We start from the raw sequence: 22,628 nt of genomic DNA, 5'->3' as shown, positions 1-22,628 counted from the left end.
TCACCCTCTGTTTCTCATTTTGTACTCGATCACCCGCTGATACACAGCCGATGCCATCGCGACGAACGGAATCATTCTGTATTTCGCCATCAGAAGCAGGCATGACCGTTTTGCGTCAAAAGGCGCTGTTCCCGTTTTTGAAAGACTTTCTTGAAACACCGGGTCCGCGCATATCATGCCAACATTTCTAAGCTTTTCAAACAGCCGGCGGCTGCCGCTCGTTTTCCATTCATTCAGCATACAGAGGCTGCTGTGAAGAATGATAAAGGTATCAAGCTCCTTGCGGTACTCCTCCAGTTTGTTGTTCTCCTGTAAAAACGCCGCATTCGCCTCATACAGCGCAAGCCCTGATTCAAACAGTTTTTTCTGATAGCGCTGCACAATGGAGGAAAGGTGAATTCGGTAATGATAGAGCGGCGCTTTTACATAGGATACCGAGCGGGCGAAAAAATGAGCCCTGAAGCTGAAAAACTGATCCTCGACATGCTCCAGCTCGCCTCGGAGCGGAAACGACAGCCGATGGGCTTCAATCATGCTTCTTCTGTACAGTTTGTTCCATGAAAACCCTCTGACCTTTCCTTCGAATAATGCCTTGATATAATGCTCCTTCGGCTGATCCTGATAGGTTTGGGCAATGTCTGAGTCCATGGTTTTGCCAGTATCCTCAAACTCCGCGGCGTAATTGCAAATGACCAGATCAGTTTCATCGCCTGCTGCGCGGAGCATCTGCTCGCAATAATCAGGCTCGATCCAATCGTCTGAATCGATAAACGCGATAAATTCGCCGCGTGCAGCTTCAATGCCTTTATTCCGAACCGCACCGAGCCCCTGGTTTTCCTGATGAATCACCTTAAACCTGTTGTCCATTTTGGCGTATTCTTCCGCGATATCCGGGCTGGCGTCAGCTGAACCGTCATTGACGATGATGATTTCAATATTGTCCACTGTCTGGTTCCGCAGTGATTCGAGACACGTTCTGATATATGTTTCTGTGTTATAAACAGCGACTAACAGACTAACCGCAGGTGTTTCCATAATGACCGGCTCCTCGTGCATAAATTACCGGGAAAAAATCGTTCTGTAAGGCAGAACCGATGAATCAACCTAAGATAAGCAAATAACTGTAAAGAAAATAACAAACAACGATAGCAATATAGATAAGAGCGTTCGATTTTTCATCAAATATCCTGACGAAATAAGGGACTAGGATCATTTGATACAGACCGAAATAAATATTGAATCTGGCAAAAATCACGTCCTTTGTGGCCAAAAGGCCGAACAAAAAACCTAGCAGGCACAAATTGACGACAATATCAATTTGCGGCCACAGACTCCGCAGTCGTTCTTTATAGCAAAATGCAAGGAACAGCGGCAGAACCAAAACAGCGATTTTGATCACATTCATTCCATTTGTGTTTGTCATAAGCCATTTTTCATAATGGCTGTATGAGCTGTTTTCAAGTACAACGACAAACACAGAAATAAATTTTTGATATAAAAAGGTCATGCCGAGAAATAAAGCGGATAGGCCGAATATCGCCGGAGACCAGGCTTTTCTTCTGACAATAAAGTACACTGGAATCATAATCAGCGCCGACGAATGAAAGAGCGAGCTGACCAGCACAATGAGAAAATATCGCTTCCAGTTCCCGCTGATGATATAACGGAGCGCCCAAAACAAAACAGCTGCCACCATGTATTGCCTGATGCCGTTAAAAGACGCGTAATAATGAAAGGTTCCCAAAAATAAAAAGACACTCAGCTCAAACGGCCTGCCATAATCGGCGAGTGTCTTCATAATAAAGCTATAGGTCACGGCCGCAACCGTAAAATACATGATTTGCGGATCTTCCGTGATAAAATTCATCAGCCAAAGGAGTGCGGTAAACCCCGGATCTGTCGCCGTTTTTGCTGTGCCGAAACCGAATATCTGCCACACATTTTGATAATCGCCCGCCAATTCGTACAGCAGTGTGTACGTCTGAAAATCCGTGCCAACTCGGTAGCGGAGGCCTGACACGAGCACAAGTGAAGCGAGCGGAATCCAGATCAAAAGCTTATTCGGCCGATACCCCGTGGCAAGCGAATCGTCACGGCCGCCGCACATTTTAGCGAACCAAGACCAAACAAATACAATCCCCATATTGACGGCATATACAATCATCGGTTATTGTCCTTTTCCGTGCGGATGTTGTATACATTCAGCAGCGCTCCTACATTTTGCTGTGCATCGTAGCCAAGTTGGGCGAGTGTTTCCTTGATGAGCTCGCGCTTCGGCCTGCCTGCGGCGGCCGCTCTTGCAATGGTTTCAGCCCAAATGCTGATCGGCTCAGAGAGACTTAATCTTGTGACAAGCCCGAGCCCGGCGTCGACTTTTTCTGTAATGCTGTCTGAAATGATGCATGGAAGCCCCGACGCCTGCGCTTCCACAAGCACAACCGGCAAGCCTTCGTACAGAGACGGCATGACAAATACATCGAATGTACGCATCAATTCATGAATGCGGTCTTCAGTGCCTAAAAAGAGAACCTCTGACAACAGATCCTGCCGCCGCGCCTCCTCTTCCATTTTCTCACGCAGCGGCCCGTCACCTGCGAGAACAAGCTGAAAGCGAACGCCTCTTTCTTTGAGATGTGCGGCAAGCTTCAGGAGAAACGCATGGTTTTTCACTTCATGAAACCGGGCCACATGGCCAATGATGAGCCGGTCAGCTGCAATACCGCGGGCTGTTTTTTCTTCATCAGCCGCCTGCCCATTTGGAGCGAACAGCTCAAGATCAATCCCGTTCGGAAGGAGGTGAACACGCTCCCGCTCCATGTTGGACTGTCCAAATAAAAACCTGCCCGCATCCTCTCCGCAGGCACACAGCGCTGTCGCATTCGCCAAGATGAGCCGCCTGAATACCATCAGCTGCAAGCGATCCTTCCAATTGAAGCCGGTCTTCCAAGACGTATTGTGGGAATGGCAGACCCTGACCGGCACTCCGGCGAGCCTTGCCGCAAGGGCGATAAAACCCGTTTGGAAATCTGTATGCGCATGAACGGCGCTGAACGGCCCGTTTGCTTTTATCGCGTTTCTCACATTCCTCACAAATGTAAGGGGATTGCTTTGCCCAATGCTCGGGACATAAAAAAGCCGCCCGCCTAAGGATAAAATCTCTTCATCGTAAGCGCACGGATCATTTCGATACGTTAAAAAATCAAATTGTACTTTGCTTCTGTCCATTTTCCGATATAAATTCATCACCATGGTTTCCGCGCCGCCCCTGTTCATGCCGCTGAGAACATGGAGCACGCGTTTTTGGCCGCTAGTCATGCTTGACAAGCCCTTCCTTTTGGTTCATTACTCTTTTTTTGTGGTAGCGATTCATCACGGCTGCGGGCATAAACGCGCGGATTAACGGTTTTGCGATATATATGTAATCAGATATAGGAAGCTTCAAGCGTCTGCACGCCTGATAGACAAGGATGGCATTGTCGATCGAATACGTAAATGACCGCCGTTTGAATGCATCGCTGTCTTCCCTCACTTTATACAAGGCTTCCTGAAGATTATAGCCCCTGAAGCCCTCTTCAAAAAAGCGAAGCCACAAATCGATATCCTCCATTCGTCTCGTCCTGCGCACCGACCGGTAGCCTTTCAGCGTGCGGTAGGCACTCGCTCTCATCATAATCGTGCCGTGGCAAAATGGGGTCCCTTTTGCCATGACGCCCGGCTCCGGAACAGAAGGCAGGATGCGGGTGCCTCTTACGCCAAATTCATCAAACACAAGCATGCCGGTGCCAACCACCTGATAGTGGCGGTGTTTTTCTAAAAACGCGACCTGCTTTTCCAGACGGCGCGGAAACGAAAGGTCATCTCCGTCTTGACGTGCGATATAATCGCCTGTCGCATGCGAAAGACAATGATTTAATGATGCGGCAAGCCGCTTGTTTGTTTTGTTTCGAATCAGTTTGATGCGGTCGCTATAATGAGCGGCATACTGCTTCGCGATGCGGAGCGTGCCGTCTGTTGACGCATCATCGCACAAAATCAGCTCCCAATTTTTATAGGATTGGCTGAGTATGGATTCTATGCTTTCTGCCAACGTGCGCTCGCAATTATAAATGCCCATAATGACAGAAACTTTCGGTCCTGAGTTCATACGCTTTTCTCCTTTGTATCCATATCCATGTACGCGGAATAAATATCTGCCATTTCTTCCACCGTTCGCGCCTCTGAAAAGCGCAAGGCTGTTTTTCGGCCTTCCTGTCCCAGCTTTCGGCAGAGTTCCGGCTTATGGTAAAGCTGTTCAATCCGGCGGGCAAAAGCAGCACTGTCACCGATTTTGACCAGAAAACCGTTTTCTCCGTCGCGGATGATTTCCCGATGCCCGCGGTTATCTGTGGCGATCGCCGGTTTTTCCGCCGCCATTCCCTCAAGCACATTCATGCCGAGGCCCTCTCTCATGCTGGATGCCACAGATACATCCGCAAGCTGAATCAGCTCATGTATGTCGCGGCAAAAGCCATAAAAACGGACATTGGCGGAAGCGCCAAGCTTTTCAGCTAACGTTCGATACGTTTGTTCCATTGCCCCTTCCCCGGCAAACACAAGGCGGAGCGAAGGAATGTTTTCTTTCAGCAAGGCTGCGGCTTCAATTAACAGCTTCTGATTTTTGTTCACATTAAGCTCAGCCGGATAAACCAATATAAAATCATCTTCACGGAATCCGTGTTTTTCTCTGAGTCTTTGCTGCTCTTTCGGGCTAACAGGCCGGAAACGCTCAGTATTGACGCCAATGCCGTGAATTTTCTGCGTCCTTCCGCCCGGCCTTTGAAGTCCTTTCGCCCGTGTGTAATCCTCTTCATTGATCGTGATCAGGCAGTCCGTATATGCTGAAAGCCACTTTTCGACCGGATAGTATAGAAGCCAATTTTTCATCGGTGCCCCTTTGCAGAAGTGAAAGCCGTGCGCTGTGTACAGCACCTTTGTTCCGCACCGCCGCGCCTGCCGCGCCGCCAGCCTGGCGAGAACGCCGCCTACCGGTGTATGGCAATGAACCATGTCGTATTCATGGGTGTCGATCACTTTCTTCAGCTGCCTATAAACGGACAGATTCTGAGGGTGAAATGGTGACCTGCGAATCGGGATGGAGAATTTCTCATCCACATACGGCAGCTTGGTTTGTCCGCTCGCGGCGACATGAACCTCCCAGCCCATTCGCTTGAACCATTTAAAATAAGGGAGGTGAAAGGCCTTAAAATGATAATCAACAGTCGCGCAAAACAATATCTTTTTCGTCATTTTCACTCCCCCTAATGAACACTGGCAGCCGTCATGTTGTCTGATGTATTGATTGCCGCAAACAGCCTCGCTCTCAGGTCGGCTTCCGACAGTTCAGTGAAATCCTCGATAAAGCGCATCAGCACCGGCCAATCGCCGTCTACCGCTTTACCGATATGAATTTTTGGAAAGACTTGTTCAGCGTGGACTTCATTTTTGTTCAGCAATTCTTCATACATTTTTTCGCCCGGACGAATGCCTGTGAATTCGATTGGAACCTGCTCAGTCGTGTAGCCGGACAAATGAATGAGGTTTTTGGCAAGATCCACAATCTTTACAGGCTCTCCCATATCGAGAACGAAAATCTGACGCCCTTTCGCCAGTGCCCCAGCCTGAATCACAAGCCTTGATGCCTCGGGAATCGTCATGAAATAGCGGGTCATTGCCGGATGTGTTACTGTCACAGGGCCGCCTTTTTCAATTTGTTTTTTGAAAATCGGAATGACGCTGCCGCGGCTCCCGAGTACATTGCCGAAACGGACAGCGACAAATTTGGTACTGCTGACTTTTCCAAGATTCATAATAATCATTTCCGCGAACCGTTTTGTCGCCCCCATTACATTGGCTGGGTTCACCGCTTTGTCTGATGAAATCAGCACGAATGTCTCAGTTCCCGACATATCGGCTGCTTCCGCGACATTTTTTGTTCCGATGATATTGTTTTTGACCGCCTCTTCAGGATTGTGTTCCATTAAAGGGACATGCTTATGGGCAGCTGCATGGTAGACAACATGCGGCTCGTACTTTTTCATTAAGGTAAACATTTTATCGCGGTCCTGCACATCAGCGATTTCCGTATGGAGCACAATGTGTTTGCCGAATCGTCCATTCAGCTCTGTATAAATCGAATGAATGCTGTTTTCCCCATGGCCGAGCAGAATGATTTCCTTAGGCAAAAACGCGCTGATCTGCCGGCAGATTTCCGAGCCGATTGATCCGCCCGCTCCTGTGACGAGAACTGTTTTTCCTTTGATGCGGTTCGAAATTTCGCTAGTGTCGAGGGTCACTGGCTTTCTGCCGAGCAGATCCTCAGCTTTTACATCTCTGATTTGTCCGGCAGTTCGTGTGCCGAGCAGCATTTCATCAAAATGAGGCATAATTTTAATGCTTACTCCGGTTCGCACACATTCTTTATATAACACCTGAAGCTCATGGGTGCGGAGTGAAGGAATGGCAATAATAATATAGTTAATTTTGAGCTTTTGCACCGCAGGCATGATACTTTCTTTTCCGCCGATTACGGGCAGCCCCATGATTTCTAATTTATGTTTCGTTTGGTCGTCATCAATAAAAGCGACAGGTATGATATCAGGTTCATCTTTGGAAAGCAGCTGCCTGACCATCAGAGTCCCGCCTGAGCCCGCCCCGATAATCAGCGCGCGGGATGAGGCGCAGCGTTTTTTTCTAATGCTTTCGTTTAATACTCTGGATAAAATACGCGTCCCTCCAATGGACAAAAGCTGAAGCACCCAGCACGCGGTTAACAGACGAAAGAACATCGTATGATACACAGCATACTGAATGACGCCGGTCACAGCGGCGGAAAGCGTAATGCCTTTAAGCAGGACAAGCAGCTCGCCGAGCCCGGTGTATGTCCACACCTGTTTATACTGATTGAACAGGAAAGCACACACATGATAGCTGAGGAGCAAGCTGACAGCGGTAAGCAGTAATGCTCCGGAGTCATAAAATTGATAGGAATCTTTTAAAAATTGATATCCTGCAATAACTGAATTTAAAACGAGGTAAGTATCCAGCGCAATAATCATTGATAGTCTTCTCCGGTAACTCAACCTATTCCCCCCTAATTCTTTTATCGGTTTAGCTGCGGCGGTTTTCGTCTCTCCAAAACATCGGCAACAGCTAAACCGACAACACGTCCTATGTATATATCAGATAAGTGGGCATTTAACCCATCCTCACGCCCCGCCAGCGACGACCAGCATCTAAGGCAGCAACTTCAGCTGCCCACAGCAGAGCCGAGTGCCTCCATTGATACAGGTCAGGAGACATCACCTTTCCAAAAACTAGTAGGAATAGTGTTCCGATTTTTTCATTTTCTTTTTGTTTAAAAGAGCGCCTAACAGCTTCGCATTGGATTGTTCCAGTGCATCTTTTGCTTTCAGGACGGTATCGGTTTTTGTTTTTCCGCTTAAAACGACAAGCACGCTGCCGTCTGTTTGATTTGCTAGAATCTGAGCATCGGCAACAGCCAAAAGCGGAGGGGAATCAAAGATGACGAGGCTGAATTGTTCATAGATGTCAGATATTAAATCTCCCATTGCTTTTGAAGACAGCAGTTCTGCCGGATTTGGCGGGGTCGGGCCGCTTGTCAGTATGTATAAGTTATCGATCGGCGTCTTTTGCACCGTCTCACTGAGTGAAGCATTACCGACCAGCACATTTGTCAGCCCGGTTACATTCTCAACCTGAAACGTCTGATTGATGGTCGGCTTTCTTAAATCGGCATCCACTAGCAGTACTTTCTTTTCCTGCTGCTGCGCAAAGACAGCCGCAAGATTCGCTGCACTGAACGATTTACCTTCACCAGGCACAGAGGAGGTGACGAGGATGGATCGCAAGTTGGTCTGGACAGATGAGAACTCAATGTTTGTCCGGATGGTGCGATATTGTTCCGCAACAACTGATTTATTGTGTAAAACAGATATTTGAGCCAAACCTCGCCTTGCTTTCTTTTTTCTAAAGATCACTCGCTTCACTCCCCGAAATGTTTTATCCCGCGATTCCGCCCTTTTTGAACATCAGGAACGGAGCCTAGGCATGGCAATCCGGTTCTCTCGCTGAGCTGCCGTGCGCTTTTGCACGTATCATCGAGAAAATGCAGAAAAAATGCCAGTGTAATGCCGCCCATGACAGCAGCGCCAAAAGCCATGACCATATTTCGCAGCCGGGCCGGCTTGATCATCGGGCTTTCCGAAGCCTTCGCCTCTGATAATATATGTACGCCTTGTACATTCATTCTTTCATCTACTGCTCTTTCAAACTTGTTCACTAATGTGTTCGCAATCTCAGCCGCTTTCGCCGGATCGTGATCCTGGACGGCAACGGTGATAATTTCTGATTCATTTTCACTGCTGGTGATTACTTTTCCTTTCAGCGAGGAAGCCGATTCAGATAGGTGCAATTCCGCCTTGACCTCTTCCATCAAGGCAGTGCTTTTCATAATCGATTGGAACGTGCTGCTATACTGAAGATTTCGCTGGATGTCACTGAGATTCGAGTTTTCTTCACCGTCTGATTCATGAATCAGCACCTGTGTCGACGCCTGATAGGTCGGTGAAATAACCTTAAATTGCACAAAACCCGTAATCAGGGTAACGCCGATTGTGATGAGCAGAATCAGCACGAATCTGTGTCTGACAATCGCATATAATTCTTTAAAACTCATATTCTCATTCATGTATTCATAGCCTTCAGCCTTCCCGCGGCTGGCTTCCCGCGCCCCTTTCTGTTAATGATTGGATTATAAAAGAAAATAGTATTATTTAAAAATTGCAAAATAAGCCAATAAGTTCTCTTTAGAGAACAAAATCATGATTTTCCTCTAATTTACTGCACTTCCCTTATTATTTTAAATTTTATAAAGAACGAATTATTCCTTATAATGAACAAAATAACGACAGGAATAGAGGAGAATTTCACATTATGATTGGAAGAATTATCCGTTTGTACCGAAAAAGAAAAGGCTATTCTATTAATCAGCTGGCGATTGAGTCAGGCGTTTCCAAATCGTATTTAAGCAAGATTGAAAGAGGGGTTCACACGAATCCGTCCGTTCAATTTTTAAAAAAAGTTTCGGCGACACTTGATGTGGAATTAACAGAATTATTTGACGCAGAAACAATGATGTATGAAAAAATCAGCGGCGATGAAGAGGAGTGGCGCGTACATTTAGTGCAAGCCGTACAAGCCGGAATGGAAAAGGAAGAATTGTTCACTTTTACGAACAGACTCAAGAAAGAACAGCCTGAAACGGCTTCTTACCGCAACCGTAAACTGACGGAATCCAATATAGAAGAATGGAAAGCGCTGATGGCGGAAGCAAGAGAAATCGGCTTGACTGTCCATGAAGTCAAATCCTTTTTAAAAACGATGGGAAGATGATGATCGGCTAGAGGGCTAACGTTCGCATCTTCAGGGTAAATCTGTTTATAATGGGGGAAAAAGGGAGAGGACACAATGACTCATCAAACAGTAACGACTCAATACGGCAAAGTAAAAGGCACAACGGAAAACGGCGTACATATATGGAAAGGCATCCCCTTTGCCAAGCCGCCTGTCGGACAATTGCGTTTTAAAGCACCTGAGCCGCCTGAAGTGTGGGAAGATGTACTTGATGCTACAGCCTATGGCCCTGTTTGCCCGCAGCCGACTGATTTACTTTCACTATCGTATGCTGAACTGCCGCGCCAGTCCGAGGATTGCTTGTATCTCAATGTATTTGCGCCTGACACTCCAAGTCAAAACCTGCCTGTCATGGTGTGGATTCACGGCGGCGCTTTTTATCTTGGAGCGGGCAGTGATCCATTGTATGACGGATCAAAACTTGCGGCGCAGGGAGAAGTCATTGTCGTTACACTGAACTATCGGCTGGGGCCGTTTGGCTTTTTGCACTTGTCTTCATTTGATGAGGCGTATTCCGATAACCTTGGGCTTTTAGACCAAGCCGCCGCACTGAAATGGGTGCGGGAGAATATCTCAGCGTTTGGCGGTGATCCCGATAACGTAACAGTATTTGGAGAATCCGCCGGCGGCATGAGCATTGCCGCGCTGCTCGCAATGCCAGCGGCAAAAGGCCTGTTCCAGAAAGCAATCATGGAAAGCGGCGCTTCTCGAACGATGACGAAAGAACAAGCGGCGAGCACCGCGGCAGCCTTGTTACAGGTCCTTGGGATTAACGAGAGCCAACTGGAGAAATTGCATACGGTTTCTGCAGAAGATTTGCTAAAAGCGGCTGATCAGCTTCGGATCACAGAAAAAGAAAATATCTTTCATCTGTTTTTCCAGCCCGCCCTTGATCCGAAAACGCTGCCTGCTGAACCAGAAAAAGCAATAGCAGAAGGGGCTGCTGCCGGCATTCCGCTATTAATCGGAACAACCCGTGATGAAGGATATTTATTTTTCACCCCTGATTCAGACGTTCATTCTCAGGAAACGCTTGATGCTGCACTCGAGTATTTATTAGGGCAGCCGCTGGCCAAGAAAGCCGCCGATCTGTATCCGCGTTCTCTGGAAAGCCAGATTCACATGATGACTGATTTGTTATTTTGGCGCCCGGCCGTTGCCTATGCATCCGCACAGTCCCACTACGCCCCGGTTTGGATGTACAGGTTCGATTGGCACCCGGAGAAGCCGCCGTACAATAAAGCGTTTCACGCATTAGAGCTTCCTTTTGTCTTTGGAAATCTGGATGGGTTGAAGCGGATGGCAAACGCGGAGGTTACGGATGAGGTGAAACAGCTTTCTCACACGATACAATCAGCATGGATCACGTTCGCCAAAACAGGAAACCCAAGCACCGAAGCTGTGAATTGGCCGGCGTATCACGAAGAAACGAGAGAGACGCTGATTTTTGATTCGGAGATTGTGATCGAAAACGATCCGGATTCTGAAAAAAGGCAGAAATTATTCCCTTCAAAAGGAGAATAAACTGGGGAAATATGATACATTGGCGCTGTCATTGTTGTGGCGGCTTGTATCATCATTTTGTCGACCGTGGTACAGCCTATGCGCTGGGCTGGAATCAGATTGTTTTTGCAGCAAAAAGAAAACCCGGAAAAGAGAAGTAAATCTCTTTTCCGGGTTTTGATGTTTCTTATAATTTTCCCGCACGAATATCGTCTGTCATTCCTTCATAAGGAGCCTTCGAAATCACTTTTTCATTGTCGACTCCCTCATTTTTCAGAAATGTAATTTCCGCAAATTCAGGTACAACGTATTTTGGATACGTTTCATATTTTTCGCGTGATTCTTTCATCAAGTCAATGTGGTCATTTTGGTAGCACACTGTAATTTCAGGATGTTCATGCACCCATTTCGGGAAGAAAATAATGCCGTGCATGCGTTTTTCATTTGGCATAAAGTTTAATGAAACATCCGTGCCAGTCGGCTCTGTCCAAGACACTTTATATACGCCTTCTGTCAGTTTGACAATATTCACTTCCTGATCCCGAACCCAGCGTCCGGCAACCATTCCGCTATGAATTCTATAATCAATTGTATGGTCGTTTTTAATATAAATCTCGTATTCCCATCCGTTTTCATACGTATAAATCATGTGGCTTCCGATAAAGTTTTCCATCTTTCACACTCTCCTTAGTCTTTTACTGTACTTCATAAATGTCTAGTCGAACGTAATCAGAGGTTCTTTCTGCGGAACCGATAAACAAGCGGTCATGCAGCCATTGATAGGCTTCACTGCCTGTTTCAAACGTCGGTACCGTACGAAAATAAACATGCTCCGGATCAATGATTTCCCCGGCTGCCGCTTGTTTTCGAAACGGCTCGCTGACTTGCCGTATTCCATTGGTTTTCAATGTAAATCAGTTCATGATCTGCTGTTTCGATTACATACCTGGCAGATAAATCGGTTCTGCCGTCAGCACGAATCATTTGCGAATCGGCACCGCCCGGCAAAATACGTCCCTTTACTTCCCCGGTTATTGTTCCCGAACGAATCGGAATAAATCGTCTCAGTCCCAGGCCTGTCTCACCAATTGTGATAGGCGGATCAACCTTGATTTCTAAAGAGGCGAATGGTTTTAAAACCGGCTTCTTCAAGGGCACCACCTCACCTTCAGAAAAAATCATGTAACTATTTACATGTTCAATTTAACACCATTGCAGTTAACTGTCAAACAATAGGAACATAAAAAACAAGGACTGTTTGAAGACAGTCCTTGTCTTAAGCTAGCTTTGATACGCAAGATATGTGCTGACAGTGCTTTTTGCAAGACAGGCAGAGGAATCTATCATCGGAATCTCACTTTGAAAATGATCTAACACCGCATTTAAATCCGTGCAGGCTGAAATGATGATGTCTGCATGCTGACTGATTTCTTCATATAGCGTCTGCCACAATGCTTGTGTATGCATATGATTTGGCTGTTTGATTGCGGCAATAAGCCGGTTCACAGCGTGCTGCCAAAGGTCCTTGTGAACAACTTCTTGTCCATTTGCCTTCAGCCCATTTTGGTAGATGGCGGATTGGATGGTTGGCTCTGTTCCTAACACCACCGCTTTTTTTGCAGGATGCGGAATCGCTTTTATCGTTTCCTCAACGATATTTAACAAAGGAACCGACAATGACTGCTGAATCTCTTCATAGTAGACATGCGCCGTATTACAAGGCAGCGCAATGAAATCAACGCCTGTTTTCTCAAGCTTTACCGCTCCGTCGATAATCGCTTTTTTCATCTCATCATGGTCAATCGGACGATCTGCATAGAAGGGCGTCGGGCATGAATAGATCATCATGTGCGGATAGTCAATATCGTTTGAAGCCCCATACAGCTTCTGACAGTAATCAATCACCTTATCGATAAACGGCGAGGTCGATTTCGGACCCATTCCGGCTAATATTCCGATCATCTAGTTCATTCCTTTCTCATTCGTGCGGACCGCTTCTTCCTCTGAGCCATCCTCATAGAGGATAAAGCTTTTCGCAGCATCCTCGCCTAACATAAACTCGACTTCAACAGACAATGCTCGCAGAAAAAAACGCGTTTCCGAGGAAGGGAATAACTCCAGTCTCAGCTGCCCGGTGATCTCCAAATAAAGCCGTTCATTCTCGGCTGTCACCTGTGCAGCCGTCCCATCCTGAAGCAAGTAGCTGCCAACATAGCGGCTGTATATCGCCGTATCAATTGCTTTTTTCTTTTTATCAGCAGGACGTTCCGGGACCTCATATGGCTGGCCAAATAGAATATGTTCCGCCGCCTTCAGAATCGCTTGTTCATATTCAGTATCCTCTTCCTTATTACTCAAATAGATCAGCGTTTTACGATGATCGATATATCGGATCATCATCGTTGAATAGCCGGGCCATCCTCCGCTATGGCTGACAACCCGCCCTTTTTCAGGACTGTTTTGCAGTACCCAGCCAAAGCCATAATCAATTGTTTCTCCGTTGTTGAGGCGTACTGGAGAAAACGCGGATTCCTTAGAAGCCTTGCTGATGAAATCGTTCTGATATAAAGCCTGATCAAAACGAAATAAATCGCTTGTGACAGAGTTCACCGTCCCATCCCCTTGTATGCCATCAAGGTACACAACATAGTTCGTTTCCTCCAAATCGTCTGGAAGGACGTATGTTTCGGAGTGTACATCATACACATATCCATATGAATAATGATCAATTCGCTCAGGCAAAAGCCTCCTGTTATACACTCTTGTTTCATTCATGCCGATCGGTGAAAAAATACTTGTTTTCATAAAATCCGCATAACTCATGCCAGATGCTTTTTCAAGGATAACCGCCAGCAGAACATACCCTGTATTGCTGTACAGCCAGCCTTCATTCGGCTCAAAATAACCGGGCAGCCCCTCATTCATCAGCATATCGACAATATCCTGATTCACCGCAATCTTGTTTTGATCCCAATTGGCAAAAAACCAACCCATATAATCAGGAAGCCCTGACGTATGGTTCAATAAATGCCGAATCGTTACACCCTGATACGGAAAACCAGGCAGCCAGCGACCCACTTGGTCTTCATAGCTAAGAATCCCCTTCTCCTCCAGCAAGATGATTCCCAAAGCTGTAAAAGGCTTCGACAGAGACGCTAACTCAAACAAAGAGTTGGTTTGCAACGGGCGTTTTTCAGTCATTTCCGCATAGCCAAAAGAGTGATGATATAAAATATCACCCTCTTCCGCAGCCAGAACCGTCCCGTTAAACTGATGTTTTTCGCCTAATGTCTCAAATAACGTCTGAAGATGCTTTCTTTTATTCTGCTTCATTCCTCCACCTCCCATAGCTTTGTACGTTACCAGGCTATGAACGTTTCAAATATTTTGAAATATCCCTCAGTTAGATCCTTTTTAACCGATCACATATAAGCGCCGTTCACTTTTTTAATGGAATGAGATCGTATGCTATTTTCTGAATTATTATTAAAAAGACAACTTTATGCCTATGCGACAGAGGCAATAAAAAATGCAGAGAACGAAAAGAAATTGATAGATATTTTAGTTCCTTAGACCTGTAATCTTTACATCCGTTTATGTTTTTCTATCAAACAAAAGAGGAAAATAGACCAGTTGCAATCCAAACGAGAGTCTAATAGAATGAGGTCGAAAAGTAAATCACGCAGGTTTGTTACTGATAAAGCAGGCAAGACCTAAAATGTGTAAAGGGCAAAGTGTATACTTTGGCGTCACCCCTTACATATTTTAGGTCTTTTTTATTGTGCGTAACTGACTTGCCAACTTCAAACAGGAGGGCTGGAAGAAGCAGACCGCTAACACAGTACATACAAAAAGGAGACATGAACGATGAACATCAAAAAGTTTGCAAAACAAGCAACAGTACTAACCTTTACAACTGCACTGCTGGCAGGAGGCGCAACTCAAGCGTTTGCGAAAGAAACAACTCAAAAACCATATAAAGAAACTTACGGCATTTCCCATATTACACGCCATGATATGCTCCAAATCCCTGAACAGCAAAAAAATGAAAAATATCAAGTGCCTGAATTCGATTCGTCCACAATTAAAAACATCTCTTCTGCAAAAGGCCTTGACGTTTGGGACAGCTGGCCATTACAAAACGCTGACGGCACAGTCGCAAACTATCACGGCTACCACATCGTCTTTGCATTAGCCGGAGATCCTAAAAATGCGGATGACACATCTATCTACATGTTCTATCAGAAAGTCGGCGAAACTTCTATTGACAGCTGGAAAAACGCTGGCCGCGTCTTCAAAGACAGCGACAAATTCGATGCAAATGATTCAATCCTGAAAGAACAAACACAAGAATGGTCTGGCTCAGCGACATTCACATCTGACGGTCACATCCGTTTGTTCTACACTGACTTTTCCGGTACACATTACGGCAAACAAACACTGACAACTGCACAAGTTAACGTATCAACATCAGACAACTCTTTGAACATCAACGGTGTAGAGGATCATAAATCAATCTTTGACGGCGACGGCAAAACGTATCAAAATGTACAGCAGTTCATCGATGAAGGCAACTACAGCTCAGGCGATAACCATACGCTGAGAGATCCTCACTACGTAGAAGATAAAGGCCACAAATACTTAGTATTTGAAGCAAACACTGGAACTGAAGATGGCTACCAAGGCGAAGAATCTTTATTTAACAAAGCATACTATGGCAAAAGCACATCGTTCTTCCGTCAAGAAAGTCAAAAACTTCTGCAAAGTGATAAAAAGCGCACTGCTGAATTAGCTAACGGCGCACTCGGCATGATTGAGCTAAACAATGACTACACACTGAAAAAAGTGATGAAACCGCTAATTGCATCTAACACAGTAACAGACGAAATTGAACGTGCGAACGTATTTAAAATGAACGGCAAATGGTATCTGTTCACTGACTCCCGCGGGTCAAAAATGACGATTGACGGCATCACGTCTAACGATATTTACATGCTTGGCTATGTTTCTAATTCTTTAACTGGCCCATACAAGCCGCTGAACAAAACTGGCCTTGTGTTAAAAATGGATCTTGATCCTAACGATGTAACCTTTACTTACTCACACTTCGCTGTACCTCAAGCGAAAGGAAACAATGTCGTGATTACAAGCTACATGACAAACAGAGGATTCTACGCAGACAAACAATCAACGTTTGCGCCAAGCTTCCTGCTGAACATCAAAGGCAAGAAAACATCTGTTGTGAAAAACAGCATCCTTGAACAAGGACAATTAACAGTTAACTAATAAAAACGCAAAAGAAAATGCCGATATCCTATTGGCATTTTCTTTTATTTCTTATCAACATCATAAAGGTGAATCCCATATGAACTATAAAAAAACAGGCAAATGGCTAACCGTATTCCTGAGCTTTTTAGGAATATTGCTGTTTATCGACTTATTTCCAAAAGAAGGACATGACCAAAAAACAAAATCAACACAGAAGCCGGACTACCGGGCGGCATATCATTTTACGACGCCGGATAAATGGAAAAATGACCCTCAAAAACCGATCTATTTTGATGGCAAGTATCATTATTTCTATCTATATAACCGGGATTACCCAAAAGGCAACGGCACAGAATGGCGCCATGCCGTCTCAGAGGATTTGGTGCACTGGACCGATGAAGGCGTGGCGATTCCGAAATATACAAACCCGGACGGTGATATTTGGACCGGTTCCGTCGTGGTGGATAAAGAGAACACAGCCGGCTTCGGGAAAAATGCGCTTGTCGCGATTGTGACACAGCCCTCAGCCAAAGATAAAAAACAAGAGCAATATTTGTGGTACAGCACAGACAAAGGAAAATCATTCAAATTCTACAGTGGCAACCCCGTTATGCCTAATCCGGGCACAGACGATTTTAGAGATCCGAAAGTGATATGGGATGACCAGGATAACAAATGGGTCATGGTCATGGCTGAAGGAGCAAAAATCGGCTTTTATGAATCCGATAATCTTAAGGACTGGCATTACACAAGCGGATTCTTCCCAGAGCAGGCGGGAATGGTCGAATGTCCTGACCTCTACATGATGCGGGCAAGCGACGGAACGAATAAATGGGTTCTCGGTGCGAGCGCGAACGGTAAACCGTGGGGCAAACCAAATACGTACGCCTACTGGACCGGAAGCTTCGACGGAAAAGAATTCACAGCGGATCAGACTGAAGCCCAATGGCTTGACTATGGTTTTGACTGGTACGGCGGTGTGACGTTCGAGGACAGCAAAAGCACAGATCCATCAGAAAAGCGGTATGCGCTTGCCTGGATGAACAATTGGGATTATGCCAACAACACCCCGACAATGAAGAACGGCTTTAACGGCACAGATTCTGTCATACGCGAACTCCGGCTGCAAGAGCAGTACGGAACATACAGCCTCGTCTCACAGCCGATTGAAGCTTTGGAGCAGCTGACTGTTTCAACTGACAAAATAGAGGATCAGGATGTGAACGGATCAAAAACACTGTCGATAACAGGTGATACGTACCAGCTTGATACGGATCTTTCTTGGTCAGAGCTAAAGAATGCAGGCGTCAGGCTCAGAGAATCAGAAGACCAAAAACGCCATATTGATGTCGGCATTTTCGCTGAAGGCGGCTATGCATATGTCAATAGAGCAGCCACAAATCAGCCTGACAAAAGCAATACCTATGTCGAAAGCAAAGCTCCTTATGATGGAAGCAAACGTAAGGTGCATTTGAAAATACTTGTTGATAAAACAACGATAGAAGTATTTGTTGGCGACGGGAAAACCGTTTTTTCAAATGAAGTCTTCCCAAAGCCTGAAGATAAAGGCATTACCCTTTTTTCTGATGGCGGCACAGCCTCCTTCAAAAATATAACAGTGAAACACTTTGATTCGATTCATAAATAAAAACAGGTGCAGCGCAGGCTGCGCCTGTTTTTTTATTAAGGGCGGTATTCTCTGTTACATATTGGGCATTGTAAGGAATATAAGGCTGGTTTCGAAGGAGGAAGCGAATGTCTAAACAAGGAAATTTTCAGAAATCAATGTCTCTGTTTGATCTGATTTTAATTGGGATGGGAGCCATCTTTGGATCAGCGTGGCTGTTCGCTGTCAGTAATGTCGCTTCAAAAGCTGGGCCCTCCGGCGCTTTTTCCTGGATCCTCGGAGGAGCCATTATTTTGTTAATCGGGCTCGTATATGCAGAGCTCGGAGCTGCTCTGCCCCGTACCGGAGGCATCATTCGATACCCCGTTTATTCACATGGCCACCTTGTCGGCTATTTAATTTCGTTTGTCACGATTGTCGCTTACACAAGCTTGATTTCCATTGAAGTGACCGCTGTGCGCCAGTATGTGGCTTATTGGTTTCCCGGTCTAACCATTAAAGGATCTGATTCACCGACCATTTCCGGCTGGATCTTGCAGTTTGCCTTATTATGCTTGTTTTTCCTGCTGAACTATTGGAGCGTCAAAACCTTCGCTAAGGCGAATTTCATCATATCGATTTTTAAATACATTGTGCCGATTACCATCATTATCGTGCTGATCTTTCATTTCCAGCCGGAGAACTTATCCGTTGAAGGATTTGCACCGTTTGGATTTACAGGTATTCAGGCCGCCATTTCGACAGGCGGCGTGATGTTTGCGTATCTCGGCCTTCATCCAATTGTATCTGTAGCAGGTGAAGTGCAAAATCCAAAGCGTAATATCCCGATCGCTTTAATCATTTGCATCATCGTTTCAACCATCATTTACACTGTTTTGCAGGTCACCTTTATTGGTGCAATTCCGACAGAAACGCTGAAACATGGCTGGCCGGCAATAGGCCGGGAGTTCTCATTGCCGTTTAAGGATATTGCGGTCATGCTCGGGTTAGGCTGGCTTGCAACGCTTGTCATTTTAGACGCCATTCTGTCTCCCGGGGGAAACGGAAATATTTTTATGAATACGACATCTCGGCTCGTTTACGCCTGGGCGCGCAACGGGACATTATTTGGCATATTCTCAAAGGTCAATAAAGAAACGGGGACACCCCGCGCTTCACTTTGGCTTTCGTTTGCCCTGTCCATTTTCTGGACACTTCCCTTTCCTTCGTGGAACGCGCTCGTCAATGTCTGTTCAGTCGCGCTCATTCTTTCATATGCGATTGCACCTATTTCTTCTGCTGCGCTGAGGGTTAACGCGAAGGACTTAGACAGGCCGTTTTATTTAAAAGGAATGAGCATTATCGGTCCGCTTTCCTTTATATTTACAGCGTTTATCGTGTACTGGTCAGGATGGAGAACAGTCTCCTGGCTGCTCGGTTCACAGCTCGTGATGTTTTTGATCTATCTCTGTTTCAGCAAATATACGCCTAAAGAAGATGTCAGCCTCGCTCAGCAGCTGAAATCAGCCTGGTGGCTTATCGGGTTTTATATTATGATGCTGATTTTTTCCTACATCGGTTCTTTCGGACATGGCTTAGGGATCATCAGCAATCCCGTCGACCTCATTTTAGTCGCGATCGGCTCACTTGCGATTTATTACTGGGCCAAGTATACCGGGCTCCCAAAAGCCGCCATTGATTATGATAAATAAAGAAGCAAGAGGTTTTCTTGCTTCTTTATTCTTTACAAACACATATACACGCGATAAAATGAATGAGAGTCAGTCATTTCTAGGAGGTGTTCCTTATGCCAAAACAAACATCAGGCAAATATGAAAAAATTCTGCAGGCAGCCATAGAAGTCATTTCTGAAAAAGGCCTGGATAAGGCTTCTATTTCTGATATTGTCAAAAAGGCTGGCACTGCACAAGGAACATTCTATTTGTATTTCTCATCTAAAAATGCCCTCATACCGGCTATTGCAGAAAATCTTCTCACCCATACACTTGATCAAATCAAAGGCAGGCTACATGGGGACGAGGATTTTTGGACCGTTTTAGATATATTAATTGATGAGACGTTTCTCATTACAGAACGCCATAAGGATATTATTGTCCTCTGTTATTCCGGTCTTGCGATCGACCACTCCATGGAAAAATGGGAAACGATCTATCAGCCTTATTATTCCTGGCTTGAAAAAATCATCAATAAGGCCATTGCAAACCATGAGATAACGGAAGGAATCAATTCAAAATGGACGGCCAGAACGATTATCAACTTGGTCGAGAACACTGCGGAACGATTCTACATCGGATTTGAACAAGATGAAAATGTGGAAGTGTATAAAAAAGAAATCTTTACTTTCTTAAAACGAAGTTTAGGTACTGCTTAAAAAATGACTGGGTAACACCGCTCATTTTTTAACGCCCTGAAAATGACTGACGTTCATTCATAAATTAGAGAGGTGTTTCATTTGTACTGGGTTCTTGTTTTGATTGCAGGACTTTTAGAAGTTGTTTGGGCCTCTTCCCTCAAACATGCCGATTCGCTTTTGGATTGGGTCATCATTTTTATCTTGATCGCGATCAGCTTTCTCCTGTTGATCCGCTCTTATCGAAAAATCCCGATGGCCGCCGCGTACACTGTGTTTGTCGGAATCGGAACCGTCGGAACATATATGACCGGAATTGTTCTGGGCGAATCCTTCTCAGCAGCCCAGATGTTCTTTTTAGCTTTGTTGCTGGCTGGCATTTTAGGAATGAAATTATTTACGAAAGAAAACAAATCTCAGCCGGGAGGTGAACAATAATGGCATGGTTTTTATTAGTGATTGCCGGCATAGAAGAAATTATAGCTGCCGTTGCCATGAAATATATTGATGGGACAAGAAAAAAATGGCCGATCATTGTGATGACGCTTGGATTCGGCTTATCCTTTTACTGCCTGTCCCAAGCGATGATCGTCCTGCCTGCCGGAGTCGCTTATGCCGTCTGGACCGGCATTGGCAGCATTGGCGTTTCGGCGGTCGGGCTCATTTGGTTTAAGGAGCGGTTTCAGCTCTCACAGGTGATTTCTCTTTGCCTTATCCTAGCCGGCGTCATCGGCTTGCGTCTTACGTCTTCTTCATAAAATAAAGGCATATACAGCTGTATATGCCTTTGCCATTAAGCGTCGTGATGTTTTTGAAGATGAAGCGGCGGCGGGATGAGCCAGCCTTTGTTTTTTAGCAGCCTTAAGTATTTTGCGCCGGTTGCCGCTTTTGATATATGAAATTGCCCAAACATCATGGCAATATCCTCACGAATCGATTGCCCCATCATTTTGCTGCATGTCACAAGACCTGCAGCATTTTCCGCTGCCGCGGAGGCCGCCACATCCGGATCGAGAAACCGTGCACCAGGCGGAATATCGTTAAGATCTGCTGTCGGCGGTTCAGGAGAAGCCGGCGGCAGCGCCACCCCGTTTTCTTTCAGGATCGTGCTGACCTGTTTGATTTCATCTTGGCATTTCTCAATAGACTCACGTAGCAGCTTCTTCAGGTCGTCATCACCGACATGATGCAATAGCATCTGGTAATTGCCGACCATTTTATTGCCCGCCATCACATAACTCCACAAGCCGAATATCTCACCATAATGCATCGGTTCATCCTGCGGGTTTCCGCTTAAAATACCCATGTTCATCCTCCTCGGAAATTCAATATCGCACATCTCATAAACTGCCCGAGAGGAGGAAAATTTATGTTGCAGCAAGAAAGATTTTTAAACAAACAAAAAAGACAAGAGCGGTAAAATGGCAAACCCTTGTCTTTCCTGTTGTTCTATTGGACGCGCTCGGAGGGATTCGAACCCCCGACAGACGTGGTACCGGAAACCACCGCTCTATCCAACTGAGCTACGAGCGCATATGGACTGCGTTATGAGAACGTCAGCACAACTAATTATACGATAATTCCATTCAAATAACAACCCTCTATTTCGAGAGGCCGCTTTTTAAATAGACACAGCATCTTAATTGGAAATCTGACATACGATGGTTTGAACCCCTGTATTTTTGGGGAAAATGGGAAAAAGAGACGACTTTGCATATCAGGCCAGCTTTTTGTTTGACCTTTATTGACCAAAAATGTATCATGTAACTACATACTTACCTAAAAGGTGAAGGAGGAGCATTATGAATTTAATACCTACAGTCATTGAACAAACGAACCGCGGGGAAAGAGCGTATGACATTTATTCTCGTTTATTAAAGGATCGTATCATCATGCTTGGATCTGCGATTGATGACAACGTTGCGAACTCCATCGTGTCACAGCTTTTATTCTTAGCAGCAGAAGACCCTGAAAAAGAAATTTCTCTTTACATCAACAGCCCGGGCGGCTCTATTACAGCCGGTATGGCGATCTATGATACCATGCAGTTTATTAAACCGAAAGTATCTACAATTTGTATCGGTATGGCTGCGTCAATGGGCGCGTTCCTGCTTGCAGCCGGTGAAAAAGGCAAACGCTATGCGCTTCCAAACAGTGAAGTCATGATTCACCAGCCTCTTGGCGGTGCGCAAGGTCAGGCGACAGAAATTGAAATTGCCGCGAAACGCATTCTCTTGCTTCGCGACAAATTAAACAAAGTCCTTGCTGAACGTACTGGCCAGCCGCTTGAAGTGATCGAACGCGACACAGACCGTGATAACTTCAAGTCTGCTGAAGAAGCGCTTGAATACGGCCTGATTGACAAAATTTTGACTCACACAGAAGACAAATAGTCACAACAAAACCTGC

20 protein-coding genes, 1 tRNA gene and 3 pseudogenes are annotated in these 22,628 nt (G+C 45.6%); 10 read left to right on the top strand and 14 right to left on the bottom strand.

The window, feature by feature from the left end:
* From QA442_RS04265 to QA442_RS04230, 8 genes and pseudogenes are all read right to left on the bottom strand, one after another.
* Complete coding sequence (locus QA442_RS04265; RefSeq protein ID WP_095431934.1) at positions 1-1,035, bottom strand: glycosyltransferase family 2 protein; 1,035 nt, start codon at positions 1,033-1,035, stop codon at positions 1-3.
* 24 nt (positions 1,036-1,059) lie between these two features.
* A pseudogene (epsG, locus tag QA442_RS04260) lies at positions 1,060-2,164 on the bottom strand (biofilm exopolysaccharide biosynthesis protein EpsG).
* Positions 2,161-3,315: a glycosyltransferase family 1 protein gene (locus QA442_RS04255; RefSeq protein ID WP_095431936.1), complete on the bottom strand. Its 1,155-nt coding sequence runs from the start codon at positions 3,313-3,315 to the stop codon at positions 2,161-2,163. Before QA442_RS04255 ends, epsG begins: the two are co-directional and overlap by 4 nt.
* On the bottom strand, positions 3,308-4,144 hold the full coding sequence (gene epsE, locus QA442_RS04250; protein ID WP_069150356.1) for a glycosyltransferase EpsE: 837 nt from the start codon (positions 4,142-4,144) through the stop codon (positions 3,308-3,310). Before epsE ends, QA442_RS04255 begins: the two co-directional genes overlap by 8 nt.
* Positions 4,141-5,286: a glycosyltransferase family 4 protein gene (locus QA442_RS04245; protein ID WP_095431937.1), complete on the bottom strand. Its 1,146-nt coding sequence runs from the start codon at positions 5,284-5,286 to the stop codon at positions 4,141-4,143. The genes epsE and QA442_RS04245 overlap by 4 nt, the downstream gene beginning before the upstream one ends.
* An 11-nt stretch (positions 5,287-5,297) precedes the next feature.
* On the bottom strand, positions 5,298-7,118 hold the full coding sequence (locus QA442_RS04240) for a polysaccharide biosynthesis protein (protein ID WP_176465947.1): 1,821 nt from the start codon (positions 7,116-7,118) through the stop codon (positions 5,298-5,300).
* Between the two features lie 234 nt (positions 7,119-7,352).
* Positions 7,353-8,036 carry a protein tyrosine kinase EpsB gene (gene epsB / locus QA442_RS04235; RefSeq protein ID WP_040081747.1) on the bottom strand — a complete coding sequence of 228 codons (684 nt, stop codon included), beginning with the start codon at positions 8,034-8,036 and terminating at the stop codon, positions 7,353-7,355.
* A gap of 5 nt (positions 8,037-8,041) precedes the next feature.
* Positions 8,042-8,746: a YveK family protein gene (locus QA442_RS04230; RefSeq protein ID WP_069150359.1), complete on the bottom strand. Its 705-nt coding sequence runs from the start codon at positions 8,744-8,746 to the stop codon at positions 8,042-8,044.
* A gap of 245 nt (positions 8,747-8,991) precedes the next feature.
* On the opposite strand from QA442_RS04230, the gene slrR reads away from it, so the two are divergent.
* The 3 genes and pseudogenes from slrR (at position 8,992) to QA442_RS22180 (ending at position 11,135) form a co-directional block, all read left to right on the top strand.
* Positions 8,992-9,450, top strand: a complete 459-nt coding sequence (slrR, locus tag QA442_RS04225; RefSeq protein WP_095431939.1) for an HTH-type transcriptional regulator SlrR — start codon at positions 8,992-8,994, stop codon at positions 9,448-9,450.
* 75 nt (positions 9,451-9,525) lie between these two features.
* Positions 9,526-10,995, top strand: a complete 1,470-nt coding sequence (gene pnbA, locus QA442_RS04220) for a para-nitrobenzyl esterase (RefSeq protein ID WP_095431940.1) — start codon at positions 9,526-9,528, stop codon at positions 10,993-10,995.
* Between the two features lie 18 nt (positions 10,996-11,013).
* Positions 11,014-11,135 (top strand): annotated as a pseudogene (locus QA442_RS22180) (hypothetical protein).
* Between the two features lie 26 nt (positions 11,136-11,161).
* Here QA442_RS22180 and padC read toward each other — a convergent pair.
* From padC to QA442_RS04195, 4 genes and pseudogenes are all read right to left on the bottom strand, one after another.
* Positions 11,162-11,647, bottom strand: coding sequence for a phenolic acid decarboxylase (padC, locus tag QA442_RS04215; RefSeq protein WP_069838674.1), 486 nt, complete (start codon positions 11,645-11,647; stop codon positions 11,162-11,164).
* A 22-nt stretch (positions 11,648-11,669) separates the two neighbouring features.
* Positions 11,670-12,126, bottom strand: a pseudogene (locus tag QA442_RS04205) (DUF3237 domain-containing protein).
* A gap of 129 nt (positions 12,127-12,255) precedes the next feature.
* On the bottom strand, positions 12,256-12,936 hold the full coding sequence (locus tag QA442_RS04200) for an aspartate/glutamate racemase family protein (RefSeq protein ID WP_071582389.1): 681 nt from the start codon (positions 12,934-12,936) through the stop codon (positions 12,256-12,258).
* Positions 12,937-14,307, bottom strand: a complete 1,371-nt coding sequence (locus QA442_RS04195) for a serine hydrolase (protein WP_095431941.1) — start codon at positions 14,305-14,307, stop codon at positions 12,937-12,939.
* 534 nt (positions 14,308-14,841) lie between these two features.
* On the opposite strand from QA442_RS04195, the gene sacB reads away from it, so the two are divergent.
* From sacB to QA442_RS04165, 6 genes are all read left to right on the top strand, one after another.
* Positions 14,842-16,260 carry a levansucrase gene (sacB, locus tag QA442_RS04190; RefSeq protein WP_071582387.1) on the top strand — a complete coding sequence of 473 codons (1,419 nt, stop codon included), beginning with the start codon at positions 14,842-14,844 and terminating at the stop codon, positions 16,258-16,260.
* Positions 16,261-16,339: 79 nt separating this feature from the next.
* The gene (levB, locus tag QA442_RS04185; protein WP_095431942.1) at positions 16,340-17,890 is read left to right on the top strand and encodes a 2,6-beta-fructan 6-levanbiohydrolase; all 1,551 of its coding nucleotides are present in this window, start codon (positions 16,340-16,342) and stop codon (positions 17,888-17,890) included.
* Positions 17,891-17,997: 107 nt separating this feature from the next.
* A complete protein-coding gene (gene aspP / locus QA442_RS04180; RefSeq protein ID WP_069838669.1) occupies positions 17,998-19,560 on the top strand; it encodes an aspartate/proton symporter AspP in 1,563 nt (520 codons plus the stop codon).
* 95 nt (positions 19,561-19,655) lie between these two features.
* Positions 19,656-20,240, top strand: a complete 585-nt coding sequence (locus tag QA442_RS04175; RefSeq protein WP_014665467.1) for a TetR/AcrR family transcriptional regulator — start codon at positions 19,656-19,658, stop codon at positions 20,238-20,240.
* Positions 20,241-20,321: 81 nt separating this feature from the next.
* Positions 20,322-20,657, top strand: coding sequence for a DMT family transporter (locus QA442_RS04170; protein ID WP_095431943.1), 336 nt, complete (start codon positions 20,322-20,324; stop codon positions 20,655-20,657).
* The gene (locus QA442_RS04165; protein WP_069150367.1) at positions 20,657-20,977 is read left to right on the top strand and encodes a DMT family transporter; all 321 of its coding nucleotides are present in this window, start codon (positions 20,657-20,659) and stop codon (positions 20,975-20,977) included. The genes QA442_RS04170 and QA442_RS04165 overlap by 1 nt, the downstream gene beginning before the upstream one ends.
* Positions 20,978-21,012: 35 nt before the next feature.
* On the opposite strand, the gene QA442_RS04160 is transcribed toward QA442_RS04165, so the two are convergent.
* Both QA442_RS04160 and QA442_RS04155 read right to left on the bottom strand, forming a co-directional pair.
* Positions 21,013-21,525: a DUF3231 family protein gene (locus tag QA442_RS04160; protein ID WP_069838667.1), complete on the bottom strand. Its 513-nt coding sequence runs from the start codon at positions 21,523-21,525 to the stop codon at positions 21,013-21,015.
* 151 nt (positions 21,526-21,676) lie between these two features.
* Positions 21,677-21,752, bottom strand: a tRNA-Arg gene (locus tag QA442_RS04155).
* A 269-nt stretch (positions 21,753-22,021) separates the two neighbouring features.
* On the opposite strand from QA442_RS04155, the gene clpP reads away from it, so the two are divergent.
* Entirely contained in the window at positions 22,022-22,612 is a 591-nt protein-coding gene (clpP, locus tag QA442_RS04150) for an ATP-dependent Clp endopeptidase proteolytic subunit ClpP (protein ID WP_014665471.1), read from the top strand.
* Positions 22,613-22,628: the final 16 nt, after the last annotated feature.

The sequence above is a fragment of the Bacillus stercoris genome (assembly GCF_029772985.1).
GTDB lineage: Bacteria > Bacillota > Bacilli > Bacillales > Bacillaceae > Bacillus > Bacillus stercoris.
Note: the sequence above shows the minus strand (reverse complement) of the source record. Positions and strands in the feature narration are given on the sequence as shown.